The following is a 20,929-nucleotide window of genomic DNA, read 5'->3' as shown; positions in this document are numbered from 1 at the left end:
GCGGCGCCAGCGGAGGGCATCAACGTTGCGGCTGGCTGGCGTCGACCGGCATTTGATAGGCGGTGTCCAGCTTACGCTCCAGGAACCCTTGCGCATAACCAGTGGTGACCACACCCAGGCCAAAAATGAACACCAGGATCCACAGCAGATCCGGCTTTTTGCGTTGATTCATCGAAGATTGCCCCCCAGGCAAACTGTTTCGGCTTGGCGATTTTCTGAGTATCGCCAGAGCATCTCGCTTTAAACGGGGCGCATTTTCCGACAACCTGCGCCCACACGCAAACATTGGCGCCAACCGGCTGTCGGTTTCGTGCAACAGGTTATTTCAAACCTTTTCAGGAGCAGCATGCATGGCCTATTGGCTGATGAAATCCGAGCCCGACGAGCTCTCGATCGAAGCCCTTGGCCGGCTGGGCGAAGCGCGCTGGGACGGCGTGCGTAACTACCAGGCGCGCAACTTTTTGCGGGCCATGAGCGTGGGCGACGAGTTCTTCTTCTACCACTCCAGCTGCCCGCAACCGGGCATTGCTGGCATCGCCCGCATCACTGCGGCGGCCTACCCGGACCCGACCGCACTGGACCCAGAAAGCCACTACTACGACCCCAAGGCCACCGCCGAGAAGAACCCGTGGAGTGCGGTGGACGTGGCCCATGTGAAAACCCTGCCCAAGGTGCTCGACCTTGGCAGGCTCAAACAACAGGCTGCACTTGCCGAATTGCCGCTGGTGCAAAAAGGCAGCCGCCTGTCGGTGATGCCGGTTACCCCTGAACAATGGGCGGCCATTGTCGCGCTGAAGTGAAGGTGGGCTAGGATCAAGGGGTTTGACCGATATCAACACGCCATGGATAGCCGCACGCCACGATAGCGGCGTGCATTGAGCAGGATGCTGACTGATGAATCGATATGCCCCCAGGGTCTTCGCCACTGCATTGATCGCCCTTCTGGCGACCGCGGCAGGGCTGGGTTACTGGAAGTCGCTGCATGACCAGCTGCCGGAAGGCCTGAGCATGGGCAACGGCCGTCTCGAGGCGACCGAAGTGCAAGTTGCCACCAAGGTCCCCGGGCGCTTGGCCGAAGTGCGGGTCGACGAAGGCGACAAGGTGACCCGTGGTCAGCTGCTGGCCCGTATCGACACCCGCACAATGGAAGCCCAGCGCAATCAGGCCGAGGCCGAAGTGCTGCGCGCCCAGGAAAACTACGCGGCGGCCCAGGCCAGCGTGCAACTGCGTCAGAGTGAGCTGCTGCTCGCCGGCCAGGAACTCAAGCGCGTGCGCGAGATTTTCAAGCGCAACTATGCCAGCCAACAACTGCTCGACCAGCAGCAGGCCCGCTTCGACACCGCGAACGCGGCGGTGGTTGCGGCGCGCGCCCAGCTGGCAGCCGTCAAAGCCGCCATCGGCGCCGCCCAGGCCCAAGTCACCCAACTGACCAGCGAGATCGACGACAGCAGCCTGCGCGCGCCCATCGACGGCATCATCCAGCTGCGCCTGGCCGAGCCGGGTGAGGTCTTGGGCGCTGGCGGTCGCGTGCTGATGCTGATCGACCCGAGCGACCAGTACATGAACCTCTACCTCCCAGCCTCCACCAGCGGCCGGCTGACCGTTGGCGATCAGGCACGCATCGTCCTCGATGCGCTGCCCGATCAGGCGTTGCCGGCGAAGGTAGCGTTTGTCGCCGCCAAGGCGCAGTTCACCCCGAAACAGGTCGAAACCCGCGATGAGCGGCAGAAACTGGTGTTTCGCGTAAAACTGCGCCTGAGCGACCCAAGCGCCGTGCCGCAAGCCAAGCCGGGCATGCCGGGCGCTGGCTATGTGCGCACGGCTGACATGGACTGGCCGGCCAACCTGCAATGAACGCGCCGGCACTGCTGGCCGAGGGCATCAGCCACCGTTATGGCGACCTGATCGCCTTGCAGACGCTGGGTTTCAGCCTGCCCAGCGGCACCCGCTGCGCACTGATCGGGCCTGACGGGGCCGGCAAATCGACCCTGCTCGGGCTGATCGCCGGCGTAAAACGCCTGCAGCAGGGCGAGTTGCAGGTGCTGGGCGGCTCGATCCGCCAACGACGCCACCGTGCTGCGCTGTACCCCAAGGTCGCGTTCATGCCCCAAGGGCTGGGCAACAACCTGTACCCCGAGCTGTCGATCAGCGAGAACATTCGTTTTTTCGCCACGCTGTTTGGCCTGGGCCGGCAAGAATGCGAACAGCGCATGGCCAACCTGCTGCAGGCCACCGACCTGCATCGCTTCGCCGAGCGCCCGGCCGGCAGGCTGTCGGGCGGCATGAAGCAGAAACTGGGCCTGTGCTGCGCGTTGATCCACGAACCTGACCTGCTGATCCTCGACGAACCCACGACCGGGGTCGACCCCCTGTCGCGGCGACGCTTCTGGGAACTGGTCGAGCAGGTACGCGAACAACGCCCGCAATTGACGCTGCTGGTGGCCACTGCCTATATGGAGGAAGCCGAGCAGTTCGAGCATTGCCTGATGCTCGATGGCGGCCGGCTGATTGCCGCGGGCCCCAGCCACACATTGGCGGGCGTCACGCCCAGCGGCAAACTGGACGATGCCTTTACCCATTTCCAGGGGGCAGGCAGTACGCAACATGCGCCGTTGGCTATCCCGCCACGCTCGGCAAATGACGGCCTGGTCGCCATCGAAGCGCATGACCTGACCCTGCGCTTTGGTGACTTCACCGCGGTCAACAAGGTCAGCTTCGCCATTGGTCGTGGGGAAATTTTTGGTTTTCTCGGCTCCAACGGCTGCGGCAAGACCAGCACCATGAAAGTGCTTACGGGCCTGGTACCCGCCAGCGAGGGCAGTGCCAGCCTGCTGGGCCGCCCGGTGGACGCCAGCGACCTGGCCACGCGCAAGCGGGTTGGTTTCATGTCGCAGAGTTTCTCGCTGTATGGCGAGCTCAGCACCCGTCAGAACCTCACGCTGCATGCGCGCCTGTTCGACCTCCCCAAGGCCGACAGCGCGCAGCGCATCAGCGAACTGATCGAGCGCTTCGGCCTGCGCGACATCGCCGACCAGCCGTCAGGCGCCCTGCCCCTCGGCCTGCGCCAGCGCCTGTCGCTGGCCGTCGCGGTGCTGCACCGCCCTGAAGTGCTGATCCTTGACGAGCCGACTTCCGGCGTCGACCCTGCCGCCCGCGATGATTTCTGGCGACTGCTGGTGGAGTTGTCGCGCGAGCAAGACGTGACCATTTTCCTCTCTACGCACTTCATGAACGAAGCCCAGCGCTGCGATCGCATTTCGTTCATGCACGCCGGGCGCGTGCTGGCCTGTGACACGCCTGATGCCCTGCAACGCCAATACGCCGGCGAAACGCTGGAAGACGCCTTTGTGCGCTGCCTGGAGCAAGCCCAGGAGGCCGTACCCCAGGCCCCGCAAAACACTGTGCTGGAACAGCCGGCAGCGGCCACACCGCCGTTGCGCCAAGGTTTCAGCCTGCGCCGCCTGCTGGCGGTGGCCAGCCGGGAGGGCAAGGAGCTGCTACGCGACAAAGTGCGCCTGGCCTTCGCCCTGCTCGGCGCCGTGTTCATGATGGTGATCTTTGGCTATGGCATCTCGCTGGATGTAGAGAACCTCGCCTTCGCCGTTCATGACCAAGACCAAAGCCCGCAAAGCCGGGCCTACCTCGAAGCGTTTCGCGGATCACGGTATTTCGCTGAGCAGGCGCCGATTCGCGATACCCGTGAAATGCACCAACGCCTGCAACGTTCCGAAATCAAACTGGCGCTGGAGATCCCACCCGGCTTTGGCCGTGACCTTTACGCCGGTCGCCAACCGGTGGTGGCTGCCTGGCTCGACGGCGGCATGCCGTTCCGTGCAGAGACCAGCCGCAACTATGTTGAAGCGGTGCACCAGGCGAACCTCGAACAATTTGCCGCGGCCAGCCAGCAACCGGTGCAGCGCCAGGAGCCGGTGCGCTTGGAAACACGCTTCCGCTACAACCAGGACGTGGTCAGCGTGAATGCCATCGGGCCCGGCGTCATGGCGCTGATCCTGGCGTTCATCCCGGCCATGCTCACCGCCCTGGGCATCGTCCGTGAAAAAGAACTTGGCTCCATCACCAACTTCTACGCCACGCCCCTCACCCGGCTGGAGTTTCTGCTCGGCAAACAGCTGCCCTACCTGGCCGTAAGCCTGGTCAACCTGGCGTTGCTGGTGGCGATGAACCGCTGGTTGTTTGCCGTACCGCTCAAGGGCAGCGTGCTGGCCCTGGCCTGCGGCGGCGTCGCCTACCTGCTGGCGACCACCAGCCTGGGCTTGCTGATCTCGGCCTTCACCCGCACTCAGATCGCGGCCATCCTGGGCACCATGATCATCACCAGCCTGCCGACCATCCAGTTCTCCGGCCTGATCGTGCCACGCTCGTCGCTCGATGGCGCCGCAGCAGTGATGGGCCAACTGTTCCCGGCGGGTTACTTCCTGGACATCGCGGTCGGCACCTTCACCAAAGCGCTGGGCCTGCGCGAGCTGTGGCCGCAGTGCCTGATCCTGCTGAGCTTCTTCGCCGTGTTCACCGGCCTGAGCCTGGCCATGCTGAAGAAGCAGGAGGCCTGATATGTCGCGCCTGAACCACACCCTGCGCCTGGGCCTGAAAGAGCTGACCAGCCTGCGCCATGACAGCGTGCTGCTGCTGTTTTTGCTGTATGCCTTCAGCGTGGCGATCTACATGCCGGCGGCAGGCTCGGTGATCGGCGTGCACAACGCCAGCGTTGCCGTGGTGGACGAAGACCATAGCCAGCTCTCGCGCAAGCTCACCGAGTCACTGCAACCGCCCGAGTTTCAACCTGCCGTGCCGCTGCCCCCAGACCGCCTGGACCAGGCCATGGACAGCGGCCAGTACACCTTCGTGATCAATGTGCCGGTGAACTTCCAGAGCGACCTGCTGGCCGGGCGCTCACCCGAGCTGCAGATCAACGTCGACGCCACGGCCATGAGCCAGGCGTTCATGGGCGCCGGCTACATCGGCCGGATTTTCGAGCGTGAGCTGCTCGACTATGCCCAGCGCACCACAACCCAGAGCCCCGTGCTGATCAACCCCAAGGCACTGTTCAACCCCAACCTGGAGGGTGGCTGGTTTCTGGCCGTGATCCAGATCATCAACAACATCACCATCCTGGCGATCATCCTCACCGGCACGGCGCTGTTGCGCGAGCGTGAACACGGCACCCTCGACCACTTGCTGGTGCTGCCGTTGACCGCCCTGGAAATCATGCTGGCGAAAATCGCCAGCAACGCGCTGGTGGTGGTGCTGTGTACCTGGGTGTCGCTCATCGTGGTGGTCAAAGGCGCCCTGGGCGTGCCGCTGTCTGGCTCCATGGGGCTGTTCCTGGCCGTGACCGCGCTGTACCTGTTCGCCAGTACCGCCTTGGGCATCTTCCTCGCCACCCTGGCGCGCTCGACGCCTCAATTCGGCCTGCTGGCGATCCCGGTCATCATCCCGATGCTGTTGCTGTCTGGCGGCAGTACCCCGCTGGACAGCATGCCGCAGTGGCTGCAGTGGGTCATGCAGGGCTCGCCGTCGACGCATTTCGTCAGCCTCGGCACCGCGATCCTGTTCCGCGACGCCGGCGTGGTCGTGGTATGGCCAGACATCCTGGCCCTGGCCGTGATTGGCCTGGTGTTCTTCAGCGTGGCGCTGGCGCGCTTTCGGCGGACGCTGGCGTCCTGAGAGAGTGTCGCTGGGGAATATGAGAACGACACAAAGACAAAGGGCGCCTTCCGGCGCCCTACTCACAGACAGGTCGGCTTGTCATCGCCATCTACCTGCCCGGCTCTGTGATTGCTGGTTAACCAGGATCCGCAGAGTCTTACAAGCCCCTTACGGGAACAGGATGGATTATCACGCATCAGGTGCTTTATTGACAACAGACTGCACTGTTGCTGGATGTGTGAAGCCCAGCGTGAAGCAAACGGCGGCCCTAACGGCGGCAAAATGCTCGGGCTGCATTGTAAAAGTCATATATTCCCGGCCACCTCCCTGCCGCGACTTGACGCGGCATCTGTCCAGCCTGGAGGTTGCAACCGTGTAGATCATGTCGCACTTGGCCCAGCATGTCAGATCAGGGCCAGGCAAATAACTCGGCAGGACAACGTGATGCCTGGCCAAGTGATCAGGAGCAGTGGTGCTCAACGGGATTATCGTCACCAACTGGCGATTTTGACTGTGCTTGCGAAGAACGACGACGGGCCGCACCTTGATCATTTCAGGTGCTTGAAATCCTGAAAAATCGCACATCAGTACAGTCGCCTCTTTCGGTTGGTACTTCAAAGGCATTGCCAATACTCTCGAGCAACTGAAGACGAGGCACAATTTAACGCGGCCATCGCATCAGAAACTGTAAATTGGCGGACGTACAAGGAAGACAGAAAGGTCCTACGACTAGGGTTAGTCTGAGCTCGTTTCAGACACAAATGACGAGGCCCTGCTGGAGGCCTGCGCCCTAATAGAAGCCGCTGTCGCCGGCTTGCCGGCGATGGGCCCCAAGGGTTTCAGGTCACTGCACAATCAAGTTGTTGAACAGCAGGTCTTCGACAATTGGCTTGCCCTCTTCCGCTTCCATCACCTGCTGCACCTGCTTCAAGGCTTCCTGGCGCAGTTGCTCCTTGGCGTCGACGTTGCTCATCTTGTCCACCGTCTGCTGGGTGAACAGCGCCACCAGCTGGTTACGGATCAGCGGCTCGTGGTGTTTCACGGCCTTGGCGGCTTCATCACCGGTCACGCGCAGGGCTACGTCGGCCTTGTAGACACGCAGCTTGGGGCTGCCGTCGAGGGCATAGTTACCGACAAAGGGTGGGCTCAGGGTGATGTAGGCGACCTTGGGCGCCCCTTCCTTGGCTTCTTCGGCCACGGCCGCAACTGGCAGCATCAGGGCCAGCACCATCAAGATCCACGCTTTCACGAATTCGCTCCTCAATACAATTGGCGCCAGCTTACCCAGCACACCGCTCAAACCCAAGCCCTGGCTTATGCCGGCCCATCAGGGTAGGCCATGCTCGTTGACCCGGCAGGTGGCCCTCCTACACTTATCGGCCACTACCCGCAAAGGAATAGCCCCGATGAAAGCTGTGTTGTGCAAAACCTTGGGCCCGGCGCGCGACCTGGTACTGGAAGACGTCGCCAGCCCCGTGCCGAAAAAGAACGAGATCCTGCTGGATGTGCAGGCTGCGGGCGTCAACTTCCCCGATACCTTGATCATCGAAGGTAAATACCAGTTCCAGCCACCGCTGCCGTTTTCCCCAGGTGGCGAAGCGGCCGGTGTGGTGGTTGCGGTCGGCGAGAAGGCCGGTGCGTTCAAGGTGGGCGATCGGGTCATGGCCCTCACGGGGTGGGGTGCGTTCGCCGAACAGGTGGCGGTGCCCTTCTACAACGTGATGCCGATCCCCGAGCACATGGACTTCACCACCGCCGCCGCCTTCGGCATGACCTATGGCACCTCGATGCATGCACTCAAGCAGCGCGGTCACCTGCAGCCGGGTGAAACCCTGCTGGTGCTGGGGGCCTCAGGGGGTGTGGGCCTGGCGGCCGTGGAAATAGGCAAGGCCATGGGCGCCCGGGTGATCGCTGCAGCCAGCAGCGCCGAAAAACTGGCCGTGGCCAAGGCTGCCGGCGCCGATGAGCTGATCGACTACAGCCAGGCCAGCCTCAAGGACGAGATCAAGCGCCTGACCGGCGGCCAGGGCGTGGACGTGATCTACGACCCGGTGGGTGGCGAGCTGTTCGACCAGGCGGTAAGGGGCCTGGCCTGGAATGGCCGGCTGCTTGTGGTGGGGTTTGCCAGCGGGGCGATCCCACAGCTGGCGGCGAACCTGGTGCTGCTCAAGGGCGCAGCGGTCGTGGGGGTGTTTTGGGGGGCGTTTGCCCAGCGTCAGCCGGAGCAGAATGCAGCTAACTTCCGTCAGCTGTTTGCCTGGCAGGGTGAAGGCAAGCTGAAGCCGCTGGTGTCGGAGACTTATCCACTGGCTGAGGCGGGGGCTGCCATTGAGAAGCTGGGGCAGCGGCAGGCTGTGGGTAAGTTGGTGGTGCTGACTAGCTAGCGTCTGGCTGCTTGATTGCCTGCTCGGGCCTCTTCGCGGGGCAAGCCCGCTCCCATAGATTATCCACTGCCCTCAAGGCGGCTCGGGTGCCTGTGGGAGCGGGCTTGCCCCGCGAAGAGGCCGGTACTGCCAGTCAATAAATCAGACCTCGCGCAGGTTATGGCAGCGCCTGAACCGCGCCTCCAGGTTGCGATCCGGCATTTGGTGGCTGCGCAGCGCATTCAACGTCTGTTCCACATACTCGCGCGTGGTGCCATATCGCCCCTTGGCACTGGCTAGGATCTGGCTGAGCAGTGTGTCGGGCAAATTCCCCGCATAGCACGGCAAATGGCGCTCCAGCACAAAACCCAAGGCCTGCACCTTGCTGCCATCACCCAATCGGCAACTGAGCCAGTGCGGGCGGTAGGCCGGGTACGGCATTTCGCGTTGCCACAGGGCCATCAGCGAATCATCCAGGTTGCTTTCATCCAGCCGATAGGCAAAACCACTGCATGACCCACCACGGTCCAGGCCGAACACCAGGCCGGGCGTTTCCGGTGTGCCACGGTGCTCGTGCGACCACAGGTACAGCCCACGGTGATAACCGTGCACCCGTGCGCGCTGCCGCTCTACCGAACTGCACTCCGGTCGCCAGATCAATGAACCATAGGCGAACAACCACACCGGCCCGCCTTCATGGCGTGACATGGTCAGTTGCATGGAGTTGATCAATTGCTCGCGGGTCAGTTGCTGGCCGAAGTCGAGCGCCGGAGGGTAAGCACTTGTCCAGGACAAACTTTCAATTGCCGACATACGCTGCCGCCATTATTCCCTGTGAACTACAGATGAATCGAGAATCGCTGTGTGCCGGGGTTTGCGCCCCGCACCTAAGGTGTCTGCATTAACCTTAGGATAGAAACGCGCCAACACTCAAGCCTGAAAGCTAAAGTTTCACGCGAACTTCCGACGATTGGAGAGCATTGTTTCGAGCGCAGTGAAAGTTATTAGCCAAGGCGGTAACAATTACCGCCTTATACCCACTCGGTTGAACTTGAGTTATTAGCCGCGCGGCGCGTAGGCAAATACATCGGCGCGCATGCGGTGTGCATCCATACCGGCCTCGACCAGGGCATCGAGGGTGGCATAGACCATGTTTGGCGAGCCGCTGGCGTAGACGTGCACGCCGTTGAGGTCGTGGATGTCTTCGCAAACGGCCTCGTGCAGCATGCCGCAGCGGCCTTCCCACCCACACAGGTCACTGACGACCTTGTGCAGGAACAGGTTGGGCAGGCGCAACCATTCGTCCCAATGCTCAATCTGGTAGAAGTCCTCAGGCCGACGCACACCCCAGTAAAGGTGTACCGGATGCTTGAAGCCCTGGGCACGGCAATGCTCGACCAGGCTGTGCATCTGGCCCATTCCCGTACCGGCGGCGATCAGCACCAGCGGCCCGTCTGGCAACTCGGCCAGGTGCGCATCACCGAAAGGCATTTCGATGCGCGCCAGGCGATCACGCTGCAGTTGCTCGATCAGCTGCAGCGCGCTGGGCTCACGCGCCAGCACGTGCAGTTCCAGCTCACGCCCACCATGGGGCGCAGAGGCCAGGGAGAACGCCGCCTGCTTGCCGCCCTCGCGTTCGATCATCAGGTACTGACCGGCGTGATAACGCGGCGGCTTACCGGCAGGCGCACGCAGGCGCACGCGCCAAACGTCGCCACCGACCTCGACGCATTCGCTCACGCTACACGCCAGCTTGCGCACTGGCAGCTCGCCCAGGGCGAGCACACCGTCCCAGAGCAACACGCAATCCTCCAGCGGTTCGGCAATACAGGTGAACAGCTCGCCATGGTCGCGTACTTCGCCGTTCTGGCGGACGCTCCCTTCCACCAGCAAGGCGGCGCAAACATGGCAATTGCCATTGCGGCAGCTGTTCGGGCAGTCATAGCCGAGCCGCCGCGCTCCATCCAGGATCCGTTCCCCGGGTTCAAGCGCCAGCACTGCCCCGGACGGCTGCAACGTTACCTGCATCAATCTATTCCCAACTGATCCCACAGCTCATCGATACGGCGGGTGACGGCCTCGTCCTTGACGATGACCCGTCCCCATTCGCGTGTAGTCTCGCCCGGCCACTTGTGGGTGGCGTCCAGGCCCATCTTCGACCCCAACCCGGACACCGGCGACGCGAAGTCCAGGTAGTCGATCGGGGTGTTGTCGATCATCACCGTATCACGCTTGGGGTCCATGCGCGTGGTGATGGCCCAGATCACATCGTTCCAGTCGCGGGCGTTGATGTCATCGTCGGTGACGATAACAAACTTGGTGTACATGAACTGTCGCAGGAACGACCACACACCCAGCATCACGCGCTTGGCGTGGCCTGGGTATTGTTTTTTCATGGTCACCACCGCCATGCGGTACGAGCAACCTTCCGGTGGCAGGTAGAAGTCGACGATCTCCGGGAACTGCTTTTGCAGGATCGGCACGAACACTTCGTTCAGCGCCACGCCGAGAATCGCCGGCTCATCCGGCGGACGGCCCGTGTAGGTGCTGTGGTAGATCGGTTTTTGCCGGTGAGTGATGCGCTCGACCGTGAACACCGGGAAGCTGTCCACTTCGTTGTAATAGCCGGTGTGGTCGCCGTAGGGGCCTTCCGGCGCCATTTCGCCTGGGTGAATCGCGCCTTCGAGAATGATCTCGGCGGTGGCCGGTACCTGCAGGTTGCTGCCACGGCACTTGACCAGCTCGGTGCGGTTGCCACGCAGCAGGCCCGCGAAGGCGTATTCGGACAGGGTATCCGGCACCGGCGTCACGGCGCCCAGGATGGTTGCAGGGTCTGCGCCCAGCGCCACGGCCACTGGGAACGGCTGGCCGGGGTGCTTCTCGCACCATTCGCGGTAATCCAGCGCGCCGCCACGGTGGCTCAGCCAGCGCATGATGACCTTGTTGCGGCCGATGACCTGCTGGCGGTAGATGCCCAGGTTCTGGCGGTCCTTGTTCGGGCCGCGGGTAACGGTCAGGCCCCAGGTGATCAGCGGGGCCACATCGCCTGGCCAGCAGTGCTGGATCGGCAACTGGCCAAGGTCGACGTCGTCACCTTCGACCACGACTTCCTGGCACACCGCATCCTTGACCACCTTCGGCGCCATCGACACGACTTTCTTGAAGATCGGCAGCTTCGACCAGGCATCTTTCAGGCCTTTCGGCGGCTCTGGTTCTTTGAGGAAGGCCAGCAGCTTGCCGATTTCGCGCAATTCTTCGACCGACTCGGCGCCCATGCCCATGGCCACCCGCTCGGGCGTGCCGAACAGGTTGCCCAGTACCGGGATGTCGTACCCCGTGGGCTTCTCGAACAGCAACGCCGGGCCTTTGGCACGCAGGGTGCGGTCGCAGACCTCGGTCATTTCCAGGACGGGAGAAATCGGAACCTGGATGCGCTTGAGTTCACCGCGCTGTTCCAGGCCACGGATGAAGTCGCGCAAGTCGCGATACTGCATGCAGGAGCCTCGTGTTGGCCGTATCGGTCGGGGTGCAGAGTGTAGCGCCGTTCGGCGCCTAATGGCCAAAAATGACTTGGGGCCGCTTCGCGCCCCATCGCGACACAAGGCCGCTCCTACAGGTAATGCATAATCCTGTAGGAGCGGCCTTGTGTCGCGATGGGGCGCGAAGCGGCCCCAATCGATTCCAGCCTGAAACGCTTACTTACGCTTCATCGACAAGAAGAACTCGTCGTTGGTCTTGGTCTGCTTGAGCTTGTCGACCAGGAACTCGATGGCGGCGATTTCGTCCATCGGGTGCAGCAGCTTGCGCAGGATCCACATGCGCTGCAGTTCGTCGTCGGCGGTCAGCAGCTCTTCGCGGCGGGTGCCGGAGCGGTTGATGTTGATGGCCGGGAACACACGCTTCTCGGCGATACGACGGTCCAGGGGCAGCTCCATGTTGCCGGTACCCTTGAACTCTTCGTAGATCACTTCGTCCATCTTCGAGCCGGTTTCGACCAGCGCGGTGGCGATGATGGTCAGCGAACCGCCTTCTTCGATGTTACGCGCGGCACCGAAGAAACGCTTCGGCTTCTCCAGGGCGTGGGCGTCGACACCACCGGTGAGGACCTTGCCGGAGCTCGGGATCACGGTGTTGTAGGCACGTGCCAGACGGGTGATGGAGTCGAGCAGGATGACCACGTCTTTCTTGTGCTCGACCAGGCGCTTGGCCTTCTCGATGACCATCTCGGCAACCTGCACGTGGCGGGTTGGCGGCTCGTCGAAGGTCGAAGCGACCACTTCGCCGCGCACGGTGCGCTGCATTTCGGTCACTTCTTCCGGGCGCTCGTCGATCAGCAGGACGATCAGGTGGCACTCGGGGTTGTTACGGGTGATGTTCGCCGCGATGTTCTGCAGCATGATCGTTTTACCCGCTTTCGGCGGGGCGACGATCAGGCCACGCTGGCCTTTGCCGATCGGGGCGCACAGGTCGATGACGCGGCCGGTCAAGTCTTCGGTGGAACCGTTACCGGCTTCCATCTTCAGGCGCTTGTTGGGGAACAGCGGCGTCAGGTTTTCGAACAGGATCTTGTTCTTCGCGTTTTCAGGGCGATCGAAGTTGATCGTGTCGACCTTCAGCAGGGCGAAGTAACGCTCCCCTTCCTTCGGCGGGCGGATCTTGCCGACGATGGTATCGCCGGTACGCAGGTTGAAACGGCGGATCTGGCTAGGCGAGACGTAGATGTCGTCGGGGCCGGCCAGGTAGGACGCATCAGCCGAACGCAGGAAACCGAAACCATCCTGGAGAATCTCCAGCACGCCGTCACCCGAGATCTCTTCGCCGCTTTTCGCGTGCTTCTTCAGCAGGGCGAAAATCACGTCCTGTTTGCGCGAACGGGCCATGTTTTCGATGCCCATCTGTTCGGCCATTTCCAGCAGATCGGTAATCGGCTTTTGCTTGAGTTCAGTCAGGTTCATAAGGGGAGTGACGTAATCATGTATGAAGGGAGGATTAAGCTTCTGGCTTAATGAAGCCGCGCCGCTAGAAGGCGATAGGATCGCGCACAGATTCTAATTAGGAGTGCGTCGGCGACGGCGTGCAGGGGGCACTGGAGAAGCAGTGCGAGGCCGAATGTAACACTTGCTTTTTTCGACGTCTAGTGGGTTGGAAAAGAAAAGCCCCGGTATTTCCGGGGCTTTTTCACATCACAGGTGGGCGTCGAGGAACGCGGCCAGCTGCGATTTGGACAGTGCGCCGACCTTGGTGGCCTCGACGTTGCCGTTCTTGAACAGCATCAGCGTCGGGATGCCACGCACGCCATGCTTGGCCGGGGTTTCCTGGTTGTCGTCGATGTTCAGCTTGGCGACAGTCAGTTTGCCTTCGTAGGTGGAAGCGATGTCGTCCAGAACCGGAGCGATCATCTTGCATGGACCGCACCATTCAGCCCAGTAGTCGACCAGCACCGGGCCTTGGGCTTGCAGGACTTCGGCCTCGAAGGTGGCGTCGGTGACGTGTTTGATCAGATCGCTGCTCATGGATATCTCCGGGGTCGTAAGCATAAAAACGTGGCCCATCATAGCCGCAGAGGCTGACTACAGGAAGTCACAGACGATTGAGTGTAACTATAGTTGTGCAAGACGCCGCGAATCGAAACTGTCATATGCGTGTCATAACATCGAATGGCACATTGCCCTGCATCAAGCCTTGGCGTGCCACGCGTTGGCGACAGCCCCGTATCGTGTCACGATTGCCAGGTTAACGACCGAGAACATCCAGATCATGCCGCATACCAACGCGAAGAACCTGTCTCTGATCGCCGCCATCGACCTTGGCTCCAACAGTTTTCACATGGTCGTGGCCAAGGCCCACCACACCGAGATCCGCATTCTCGAACGGCTGGGGGAAAAGGTTCAGCTGGCCGCCGGCATCGACGAAGAGCGCAAGCTCAGCGAAGAAGCCATGGAACGGGGCCTCGAATGCCTCAAGCGCTTCGCCCAACTGATCAACGGGCTGCCCGCGGGTGCGGTGCGCATCGTTGGCACCAACGCCCTGCGCGAGGCGCGCAACCGCAACGAATTCATCCAGCGCGCCGAGGCCATTCTCGGGCACCCGGTGGAAGTGATTTCCGGCCGTGAGGAAGCCCGCCTGATCTACCTCGGCGTCTCCCACACCCTGGCCGACAACCCCGGTAAGCGCCTGGTCGCCGACATCGGCGGCGGCAGTACCGAGTTCATCATCGGCCAGCGGTTCGAGCCACTGCTGCGCGAGAGCCTGCAAATGGGCTGCGTCAGCTTCACCCAGCGCTACTTCCGCGACGGCAAGATCACCCCGGCGCGTTATGCCCAGGCCTACACCGCCGCGCGGCTGGAGCTGATGAGCATCGAAAACGCCCTGCACCGCCTGACCTGGGACGAAGCCATCGGGTCGTCCGGCACCATCCGCGCCATCGGCGCAGCCATCAAGGCCAGCGGCCTGGGCAATGGCGAGGTCAACGCCGAAGGGCTGGCGTGGGTCAAACGCAAACTGTTCAAGCTGGGCGAGGTGGACAAGATCGACTTCGAAGGGGTCAAGCCAGACCGCCGCACCATCTTCCCGGCAGGCCTTGCGATTCTCGAGGCCATCTTCGACGCCCTCGAACTGCAACGCATGGACCACTGCGACGGCGCCCTGCGCGAAGGCGTGCTGTTCGACCTGCTCGGCCGCCATCACCACGAAGACGTGCGCGAGCGCACCCTCAACTCCTTGATGGAGCGTTACCACGTCGACCAAGGCCAGGCCGCGCGCGTCGAGCGCAAGGCACTGCACGCCTTCGACCAGGTAGCAAAAGCTTGGAATCTGGAAGAGGGCAATTGGCGCGATCTTCTGGGATGGGCCGCGAAAGTGCACGAAGTTGGGCTGGACATCGCCCACTATCACTACCACAAGCACGGCGCCTACCTGATCGAGCACTCCGACCTGTCGGGCTTTTCCCGTGAGGATCAGCAGATGATGGCCCTGCTGGTACGCGGCCATCGCCGCAACATCCCCAAGGACAAGTTCGCCGAGTTCGGCGATGAAGGCGTGCAGCTGATTCGCCTGTGCGTGCTGCTGCGCTTCGCCATCCTGTTCCACCACATTCGTGGCACGCAGCAAATGCCGAAGGTACAGCTGCAAGCAGGCGACAACAGCCTCGATGTGGTCTTCCCAGAAGGCTGGCTGGAGCAGAACCAGCTGACCCAGGCCGACTTCGCCAACGAGGCGGAGTGGCTGGCCCGGGTCGGCTTCGTCCTCAGCGTACGTTGAGGACCGGGTTGCTCAGGCGCTCCAGCAGGGTCGCCTGGGCACTGCGCGGGTTCTGGTTGCCGGTTGGGGTGCTGCGCACGTAGCGCCCATCCGACTGCAGCGTCCAGGCATGGGTGTTGTCGGTCAGGTAGCTTTCCAGCTCTTTCTTCACCCGCAGCAACAGCTTCTTGCCTTCGACCGGGAAGCAGGTCTCGACGCGCTTGTCGAGGTTGCGCTCCATCCAGTCGGCACTGGACAGGTAGATCTGCTCCTCGCCGCCATTGAGGAAGTAGAACACCCGGGTGTGCTCGAGGAAGCGGCCGATGATCGAGCGCACGTGAATGTTGTGCGAAACCCCCGGAATACCTGGCCGCAGGCAGCACATACCGCGCACCACCAGGTCGATGCGCACCCCGGACTGGCTAGCCTTGTACAGCGCCTTGATGACCTTGGCATCGGTCAGCGAGTTGAACTTGGCGATGATGTGCGCAGGCTTGCCGTCCAGTGCGAACTGGGTCTCGCGGGCAATCATGTCGAGCATGCCCTTCTTCAGCGTGAAGGGTGCGTGCAGCAGCTTTTTCATGCGCAGGGTCTTGCCCATGCCGATCAGCTGGCTGAACAGCTTGCCGACGTCTTCGGTGAGGGCGTCGTCAGAGGTCAGCAGGCTGTAGTCGGTGTACAGGCGGGCGTTGCCGGCGTGGTAGTTGCCGGTACCCAAGTGCGCATAGCGGACGATTTCGCCCTGCTCACGCCGCAGGATCAGCATCATCTTGGCGTGGGTCTTGAACCCGACCACCCCGTAAATCACCACCGCACCCGCCGCTTGCAGGCGGCTGGCCATCTGCAGGTTGGACTCTTCGTCGAAACGCGCGCGCAATTCGATCACCGCAGTGACTTCCTTGCCGTTACGGGCAGCGTCCACCAACGCGTCGACGATCTCCGAGTTGGCACCGGAGCGATACAGGGTCTGGCGCACGGCCAGCACATGCGGGTCCTTGGCGGCCTGGCGCAGCAGGTCGACCACCGGCGTGAACGATTCGAACGGGTGCATCAGCAGCACGTCCTGCTTACTGATCACGCTGAAGATGTTGTCAGCGTTCTGCAGCAGCTTGGGGATCGCCGGGGTGAACGGCATGTATTGCAGCTGCGGGTGGCTGTCGAGGCCGGTGATGCTGAACAGGCGGGTCAAGTTGACCGGGCCATTGACCTGGTACAGCTCGCTCTCGCTCAGGCTGAACTGCTTGAGCAGGTAGTCCGACAGGTGTTTCGGGCAGGTATCAGCCACCTCAAGCCGCACGGCATCTCCGTAACGGCGCGAGAACAGCTCGCCGCGCAGGGCGCGGGCCAAGTCGTCGACTTCTTCGGAGTCCAGCGCCAGGTCGGCGTTTCGGGTCAGGCGGAACTGGTAGCAGCCCTTGACCTTCATGCCCTGGAACAGGTCGTCGGCGTGCGCGTGGATCATCGACGACAGGAACACGTAGTTGGCGCCCGGGCCACCGACTTCTTCAGGCACGCGGATGACCCGCGGCAACAGCCGCGGCGCCGGGATGATCGCCAGGCCCGAGTCGCGGCCGAAAGCATCGACGCCTTCGAGTTCAACGATGAAGTTGAGGCTCTTGTTCACCAGCAAGGGGAACGGGTGCGTCGGGTCGAGGCCGATCGGGGTGATGATCGGCGCGATCTCGTCACGGAAGAAGCGCCGCACCCAGGTCTTGAGCTTGGGCGTCCAGTGACGGCGACGGATGAAGCGGATGTGGTGTTTTTCAAGCTCTGGCAGCAGCACGTCGTTGAGGATCGCGTACTGGCGATCCACCTCGGTGTGCACCAGCTCGCTGATGCGCGCCAGCGCCTGGTGCGGCTGCAAGCCGTCGGCCCCGGCCTGTTCGCGGGCGAAATTGATCTGCTTCTTCAGGCCGGCGACGCGGATCTCGAAGAATTCGTCGAGGTTGCTGGAGAAGATCAGCAGGAATTTCAGACGCTCGAGCAGCGGGTAGCTCTCGTCCAGTGCCTGCTCCAGCACCCGAATGTTGAACTGCAGCTGCGACAGCTCGCGATGAATGTACAGGCTGCTGTCGTCAAGGCCCGGGACGGTGATCGCCGGTGCCGGCGCGGGGGCCGGTGCCGCGGCCTCGACCACAGGCTCGGGCTCTGGCGCCAGCGGCAGGTCTGGCGTGGTTTGCACCATCTCTTCGGGGACTGCCTGGGCGTCCTTGATCGCGACAGGGGTGAGCACTTCATTATTCATCTGGACGTTCCTGGAGGACGTTAACGCCCTATCATCAATTGAGCGGGACGATAAGCGGCCATTATGACGCCTGTGTTACACCCACTGGCAAGCCTGCGACTTGTGGCCGAAGGCATTGTCCTTGTAGGAATTGTTCACGTCGAGACACATTTGGACACTTTCATCCACGCGCGCGAAGGGGTAGGCTGCGCGTTCATTTCGCCAGCACCTCAGAAAATGCTTCAACAATTCCTGCAGGATTTCGGCTACTTCGCCCTTTTTCTAGGCACCTTCTTTGAAGGCGAGACCATCCTGGTGCTTGCGGGTTTCCTCGCGTTCCGCGGTTACATGGACATCAAGCTGGTGTGCCTGGTGGCCTTCTTCGGCAGCTATGCCGGCGATCAGCTGTGGTACTTCATGGGCCGTCGCCATGGGCGCAAGATCCTGGCACGCAAACCGCGCTGGCAGGCCATGGGTGATCGGGCGCTGGACCACATCCGCCGCCACCCCGACATCTGGGTGCTGAGCTTCCGCTTCGTCTATGGGCTGCGCACGGTCATGCCGGTGGCCATTGGCCTGTCGGGCTATCCGCCGCGCCGCTACCTGCTGCTCAACGGCCTCGGTGCCGCCATCTGGGCGCTGGCCCTGGGCGCAGCGGCCTACCACTTCGGCGCCATCCTCGAAGGCTTGCTGGGCAATGTGAAGAAGTACGAGCTATGGGTGCTCGGCGGCCTGTTGTTGCTCGGTGTCCTGCTCTGGCTGCGCCGGCGCTTCCGCACCCTGCGCGCGGAGCGCAAGGCGGCGGCACTGGCTCAGGCCCCAGAGGCTGAGCAGGCTGTAAGCCAGGAGCAGGACCCACCCAAGCGGCGTGATCACCGCTAAGCCCATTGCGCCAGCCAGGTACAGCGCTGGCGCATTCGACAGCAACCGCGCCCGCTCCAGGCGCACGGCCCAGGGCCGGTTCTCCAGCAGCGCGCCGAGCACGAACAAGCCCAAGGCCATGACCGACCAGCCCAGTATCAAGGCGGCGGCAGGCACGCGCTCCGCGGCCTCCATCAAATAGCTGCCCAAGGCCACATAGACGACGAACTGCGCCGCTACATAGGCCTGCTGCGCTCGCCCCAGGGCAACCTCGAACTTGCGAAACAGCGCCAGGTCCGGCTTGGCCAGTGGGTAACGCGCCGCGACATCGGCCGGGCGCCAGCCCGTGGGCATGAACCAGATCCGCCATTTGTCCCACACGCTGCGCGTGCGCCGGGCATCACGCCACAGCTGGGCGTAGAACTGCAGGTTGGCCCACAGCGGGTTCCAGCTGGCCAGTGGGGTGGTCACGCCGAATACCACGGGCTCGGCCGGGTCCTCTTCCTTGAACGTTCCGAACAGGCGGTCCCAGAGAATGAACACGCCGCCGTAATTGCGATCCAAGTAAACAGGATTTTGCGCATGGTGGACGCGATGGTTGGATGGCGTGATGAAGATCCACTCAAGCCAACCGAGTTTGGCAATGTGCCGGGTATGCACCCAGAACTGGTACAGCAGGTTCAGCGACGCCACGGTGATGAACACCAGGGGCGGCACGCCGATCAGCGCCAATGGCAGGTAGAAGATCCACGAAAAGATGAAGCCGCTGCTGGTCTGGCGCAGCGCCGTGGTGAGGTTGTACTCCTCGCTTTGGTGGTGCACCGAATGAGCCGCCCACAGCACGTTACGTTCGTGCCCCAGGCGGTGCAGCCAGTAGTAGCAGAGGTCGTACAGGACGAACGCCAGCACCCACACCCACCACGCTTGCTGGGGCAAGCGCAGCAGCGCCAGATGCTCCCAGGCCAAGGCATAGGTCAGCAGCCCGACCCCTTTGGTCAACAGGCCAGTGCTGGTCGACAAGACGCCTGTACTCAGGCTGTTGATCGCGTCGGCCAAGGTGTAATTACGCTGGCCACGCACGCGGTCAGCCACCAGTTCAACGGCGATCAATACGAAGAAGAACGGCACGGCCAGCAGTATCAGGTCCATGGTGACGACCTCAGGCGTTATCCACAAAGATTAGGCCGCGACCGCGGGAATCCCTATGGCTACATCTGCCAAACTAGAGGACATTTAGCGCCTCGACACTGGAGTAATGAGCATGACGAAAAAAGTAGCGGTGATACTTTCCGGCTGTGGCGTCTATGACGGCGCCGAAATCCACGAAAGCGTGATCACCCTGCTGCGCCTCGACCAGCGCGGGGCGCAGGTGCAGTGCTTTGCGCCGAACATCGCGCAGATGCATGTGATCAATCACCTGACCGGCGAAGAAATGCCCGAGTCGCGCAACGTGCTGGTGGAGTCGGCGCGTATCGCCCGTGGCGAGGTCAAGGACATCCGCGAAGCCAATGCCGAAGACTTCGATGCACTGATTGTGCCCGGTGGTTTCGGGGCGGCGAAAAACCTCTCGAACTTTGCCGTCGAAGGCACCAACTGCAGCGTCAACCCAGACGTACTGGCCCTGGCCGAAGCCTTTGCCGATGCCTGCAAGCCGGTTGGGCTGATCTGCATCTCGCCAGCGCTGGCGGCGAAGATCTACGGCCCAGGCGTGGTCTGCACCATCGGCAACGATGCCGGCACGGCTGCTGCGGTAGAGAAGATGGGTGGCAAGCATGAAGAGTGCGATGTGCACGACATCGTTGAAGACACCCAGCGCAAGCTGGTGACGACCCCGGCCTACATGGTTGCGAAGTCGATCAGCGAAGCGGCCGGTGGGATCTACAAGCTGGTAGACCGGGTGCTGGAGCTGACCCACGAGGGCGACCAATAACCCAAGCCTGCCCTGCCTTTGTAGGAGCGGCCTTGCGTCGCGAAAGGGCTGCGCAGCGGCCCCGGCAATCTATGCCTGATGCGCAGATCGTGGGGCCTTGCGCAGCCCTTTCGCAGCACAAGGCTGCTCCTACAAAAGCCGTGGACGTCAGGTGGGCTTGGACAAGCGCGCGATAATCCGGTCCAGCGCATTGGCGAATGCCTGCTTCTCGCGCTCGCCATAAGGCGCCTGCCCTCCCCCAACCTGCCCTTGCTCGCGCAAATCGGTGAACAGGTTGCGCGTCGCCAGCCGGTCGCCCATGTTGCGCTCGTCAAACTCGCGCCCGCGCGGGTCCAGCGCCGCCACGCCTTTCTTGACCAGCCGATCGGCCAACGGCACGTCGCTGCAGATCACCAGCTCACCCGGCGCGGCGTTGTCGACCAAATAGTCGTCGGCCGCATCCATACCGCTGGGTACCACGATCAGCCGCACACAGGCAAAGGCCGGTTTGCTTTGCGCCTGGCCGGCCACCATCACCACCTCGAGTTTGCGCTTGAGGGCGAACTTGACGATCAAATCCTTTGCCGCCTTGGGGCAAGCGTCGGCATCGATCCATACACGCATCCGTAAACACCTCTAAATCAGCGAGACTACGCTCATGCAGCC

18 protein-coding genes and 1 pseudogene are annotated in these 20,929 nt (G+C 62.4%); 8 read left to right on the top strand and 11 right to left on the bottom strand.

What is annotated here, in order from left to right; all coding sequences use genetic code 11:
* Positions 1-19: 19 nt before the first annotated feature.
* Positions 20-172 (bottom strand): hypothetical protein, encoded by a 153-nt coding sequence (locus HU764_RS26105; RefSeq protein WP_172960392.1) that lies wholly within the window; start codon positions 170-172, stop codon positions 20-22.
* Positions 173-350: 178 nt separating this feature from the next.
* On the opposite strand from HU764_RS26105, the gene HU764_RS26100 reads away from it, so the two are divergent.
* The 4 genes from HU764_RS26100 to HU764_RS26085 all read left to right on the top strand — a co-directional run bounded on the left by HU764_RS26100 (position 351) and on the right by HU764_RS26085 (position 5,685).
* Positions 351-800 carry an EVE domain-containing protein gene (locus HU764_RS26100; RefSeq protein WP_099430754.1) on the top strand — a complete coding sequence of 150 codons (450 nt, stop codon included), beginning with the start codon at positions 351-353 and terminating at the stop codon, positions 798-800.
* Between the two features lie 94 nt (positions 801-894).
* Entirely contained in the window at positions 895-1,854 is a 960-nt protein-coding gene (locus HU764_RS26095; protein WP_186703092.1) for an HlyD family secretion protein, read from the top strand.
* A complete protein-coding gene (gene rbbA / locus HU764_RS26090; RefSeq protein WP_186703091.1) occupies positions 1,851-4,571 on the top strand; it encodes a ribosome-associated ATPase/putative transporter RbbA in 2,721 nt (906 codons plus the stop codon). Before HU764_RS26095 ends, rbbA begins: the two co-directional genes overlap by 4 nt.
* Position 4,572: 1 nt before the next feature.
* Positions 4,573-5,685: an ABC transporter permease gene (locus tag HU764_RS26085; RefSeq protein WP_099455682.1), complete on the top strand. Its 1,113-nt coding sequence runs from the start codon at positions 4,573-4,575 to the stop codon at positions 5,683-5,685.
* A 171-nt stretch (positions 5,686-5,856) separates the two neighbouring features.
* Here HU764_RS26085 and HU764_RS26080 read toward each other — a convergent pair whose 3' ends face one another.
* Together HU764_RS26080 and HU764_RS26075 are read right to left on the bottom strand one after the other, a co-directional pair.
* On the bottom strand, positions 5,857-6,291 hold the full coding sequence (locus tag HU764_RS26080) for a type II toxin-antitoxin system PemK/MazF family toxin (protein WP_099455683.1): 435 nt from the start codon (positions 6,289-6,291) through the stop codon (positions 5,857-5,859).
* Between the two features lie 220 nt (positions 6,292-6,511).
* Positions 6,512-6,916 carry a flagellar basal body-associated protein FliL gene (locus HU764_RS26075; RefSeq protein ID WP_027592226.1) on the bottom strand — a complete coding sequence of 135 codons (405 nt, stop codon included), beginning with the start codon at positions 6,914-6,916 and terminating at the stop codon, positions 6,512-6,514.
* A gap of 157 nt (positions 6,917-7,073) precedes the next feature.
* On the opposite strand from HU764_RS26075, the gene HU764_RS26070 reads away from it, so the two are divergent.
* The gene (locus tag HU764_RS26070; protein ID WP_186681430.1) at positions 7,074-8,051 is read left to right on the top strand and encodes an NADPH:quinone oxidoreductase family protein; all 978 of its coding nucleotides are present in this window, start codon (positions 7,074-7,076) and stop codon (positions 8,049-8,051) included.
* Positions 8,052-8,192: 141 nt separating this feature from the next.
* Here HU764_RS26070 and HU764_RS26065 read toward each other — a convergent pair whose 3' ends face one another.
* The 5 genes from HU764_RS26065 to trxA all read right to left on the bottom strand — a co-directional run bounded on the left by HU764_RS26065 (position 8,193) and on the right by trxA (position 13,543).
* A complete protein-coding gene (locus HU764_RS26065; protein ID WP_099430759.1) occupies positions 8,193-8,843 on the bottom strand; it encodes a gamma-glutamylcyclotransferase in 651 nt (216 codons plus the stop codon).
* Positions 8,844-9,089: 246 nt separating this feature from the next.
* Positions 9,090-10,058 (bottom strand): CDP-6-deoxy-delta-3,4-glucoseen reductase, encoded by a 969-nt coding sequence (locus tag HU764_RS26060; protein WP_027592223.1) that lies wholly within the window; start codon positions 10,056-10,058, stop codon positions 9,090-9,092.
* Entirely contained in the window at positions 10,058-11,524 is a 1,467-nt protein-coding gene (ubiD, locus tag HU764_RS26055) for a 4-hydroxy-3-polyprenylbenzoate decarboxylase (RefSeq protein ID WP_186703090.1), read from the bottom strand. Before ubiD ends, HU764_RS26060 begins: the two co-directional genes overlap by 1 nt.
* A 201-nt stretch (positions 11,525-11,725) precedes the next feature.
* Positions 11,726-12,985 carry a transcription termination factor Rho gene (gene rho / locus HU764_RS26050; RefSeq protein ID WP_003253661.1) on the bottom strand — a complete coding sequence of 420 codons (1,260 nt, stop codon included), beginning with the start codon at positions 12,983-12,985 and terminating at the stop codon, positions 11,726-11,728.
* Positions 12,986-13,213: 228 nt separating this feature from the next.
* On the bottom strand, positions 13,214-13,543 hold the full coding sequence (trxA, locus tag HU764_RS26045) for a thioredoxin TrxA (protein WP_009684153.1): 330 nt from the start codon (positions 13,541-13,543) through the stop codon (positions 13,214-13,216).
* A gap of 244 nt (positions 13,544-13,787) precedes the next feature.
* Here trxA and ppx point away from each other — a divergent pair, with 244 nt between their 5' ends.
* Positions 13,788-15,290 (top strand): exopolyphosphatase, encoded by a 1,503-nt coding sequence (ppx, locus tag HU764_RS26040; protein ID WP_027592219.1) that lies wholly within the window; start codon positions 13,788-13,790, stop codon positions 15,288-15,290.
* Here the strand turns inward: ppx and ppk1 are convergent.
* A complete protein-coding gene (gene ppk1 / locus HU764_RS26035) occupies positions 15,277-17,514 on the bottom strand; it encodes a polyphosphate kinase 1 (protein WP_186703089.1) in 2,238 nt (745 codons plus the stop codon). The genes ppx and ppk1 overlap by 14 nt on opposite strands.
* Before the next feature lie 216 nt (positions 17,515-17,730).
* On the opposite strand from ppk1, the gene HU764_RS26030 reads away from it, so the two are divergent.
* Positions 17,731-18,375 (top strand): DedA family protein, encoded by a 645-nt coding sequence (locus tag HU764_RS26030; RefSeq protein WP_172961384.1) that lies wholly within the window; start codon positions 17,731-17,733, stop codon positions 18,373-18,375.
* 501 nt (positions 18,376-18,876) lie between these two features.
* On the opposite strand, the pseudogene HU764_RS27805 reads toward HU764_RS26030, so the two are convergent.
* Positions 18,877-19,503: pseudogene (locus HU764_RS27805) on the bottom strand (sterol desaturase family protein); the annotation flags it as partial.
* A gap of 112 nt (positions 19,504-19,615) precedes the next feature.
* On the opposite strand from HU764_RS27805, the gene elbB reads away from it, so the two are divergent.
* Positions 19,616-20,284 (top strand): isoprenoid biosynthesis glyoxalase ElbB, encoded by a 669-nt coding sequence (elbB, locus tag HU764_RS26020; protein WP_027592215.1) that lies wholly within the window; start codon positions 19,616-19,618, stop codon positions 20,282-20,284.
* A gap of 147 nt (positions 20,285-20,431) precedes the next feature.
* Here the strand turns inward: elbB and HU764_RS26015 are convergent, their stop codons facing one another.
* Complete coding sequence (locus tag HU764_RS26015) at positions 20,432-20,887, bottom strand: YaiI/YqxD family protein (RefSeq protein WP_186703088.1); 456 nt, start codon at positions 20,885-20,887, stop codon at positions 20,432-20,434.
* Positions 20,888-20,929 lie beyond the last annotated feature (42 nt).

The organism is Pseudomonas kermanshahensis (assembly GCF_014269205.2).
Taxonomy (GTDB): domain Bacteria; phylum Pseudomonadota; class Gammaproteobacteria; order Pseudomonadales; family Pseudomonadaceae; genus Aquipseudomonas; species Aquipseudomonas kermanshahensis.
The sequence above is the reverse complement of the archived record's forward strand: the minus strand, read 5'-3'. Positions and strand labels throughout refer to the sequence as shown.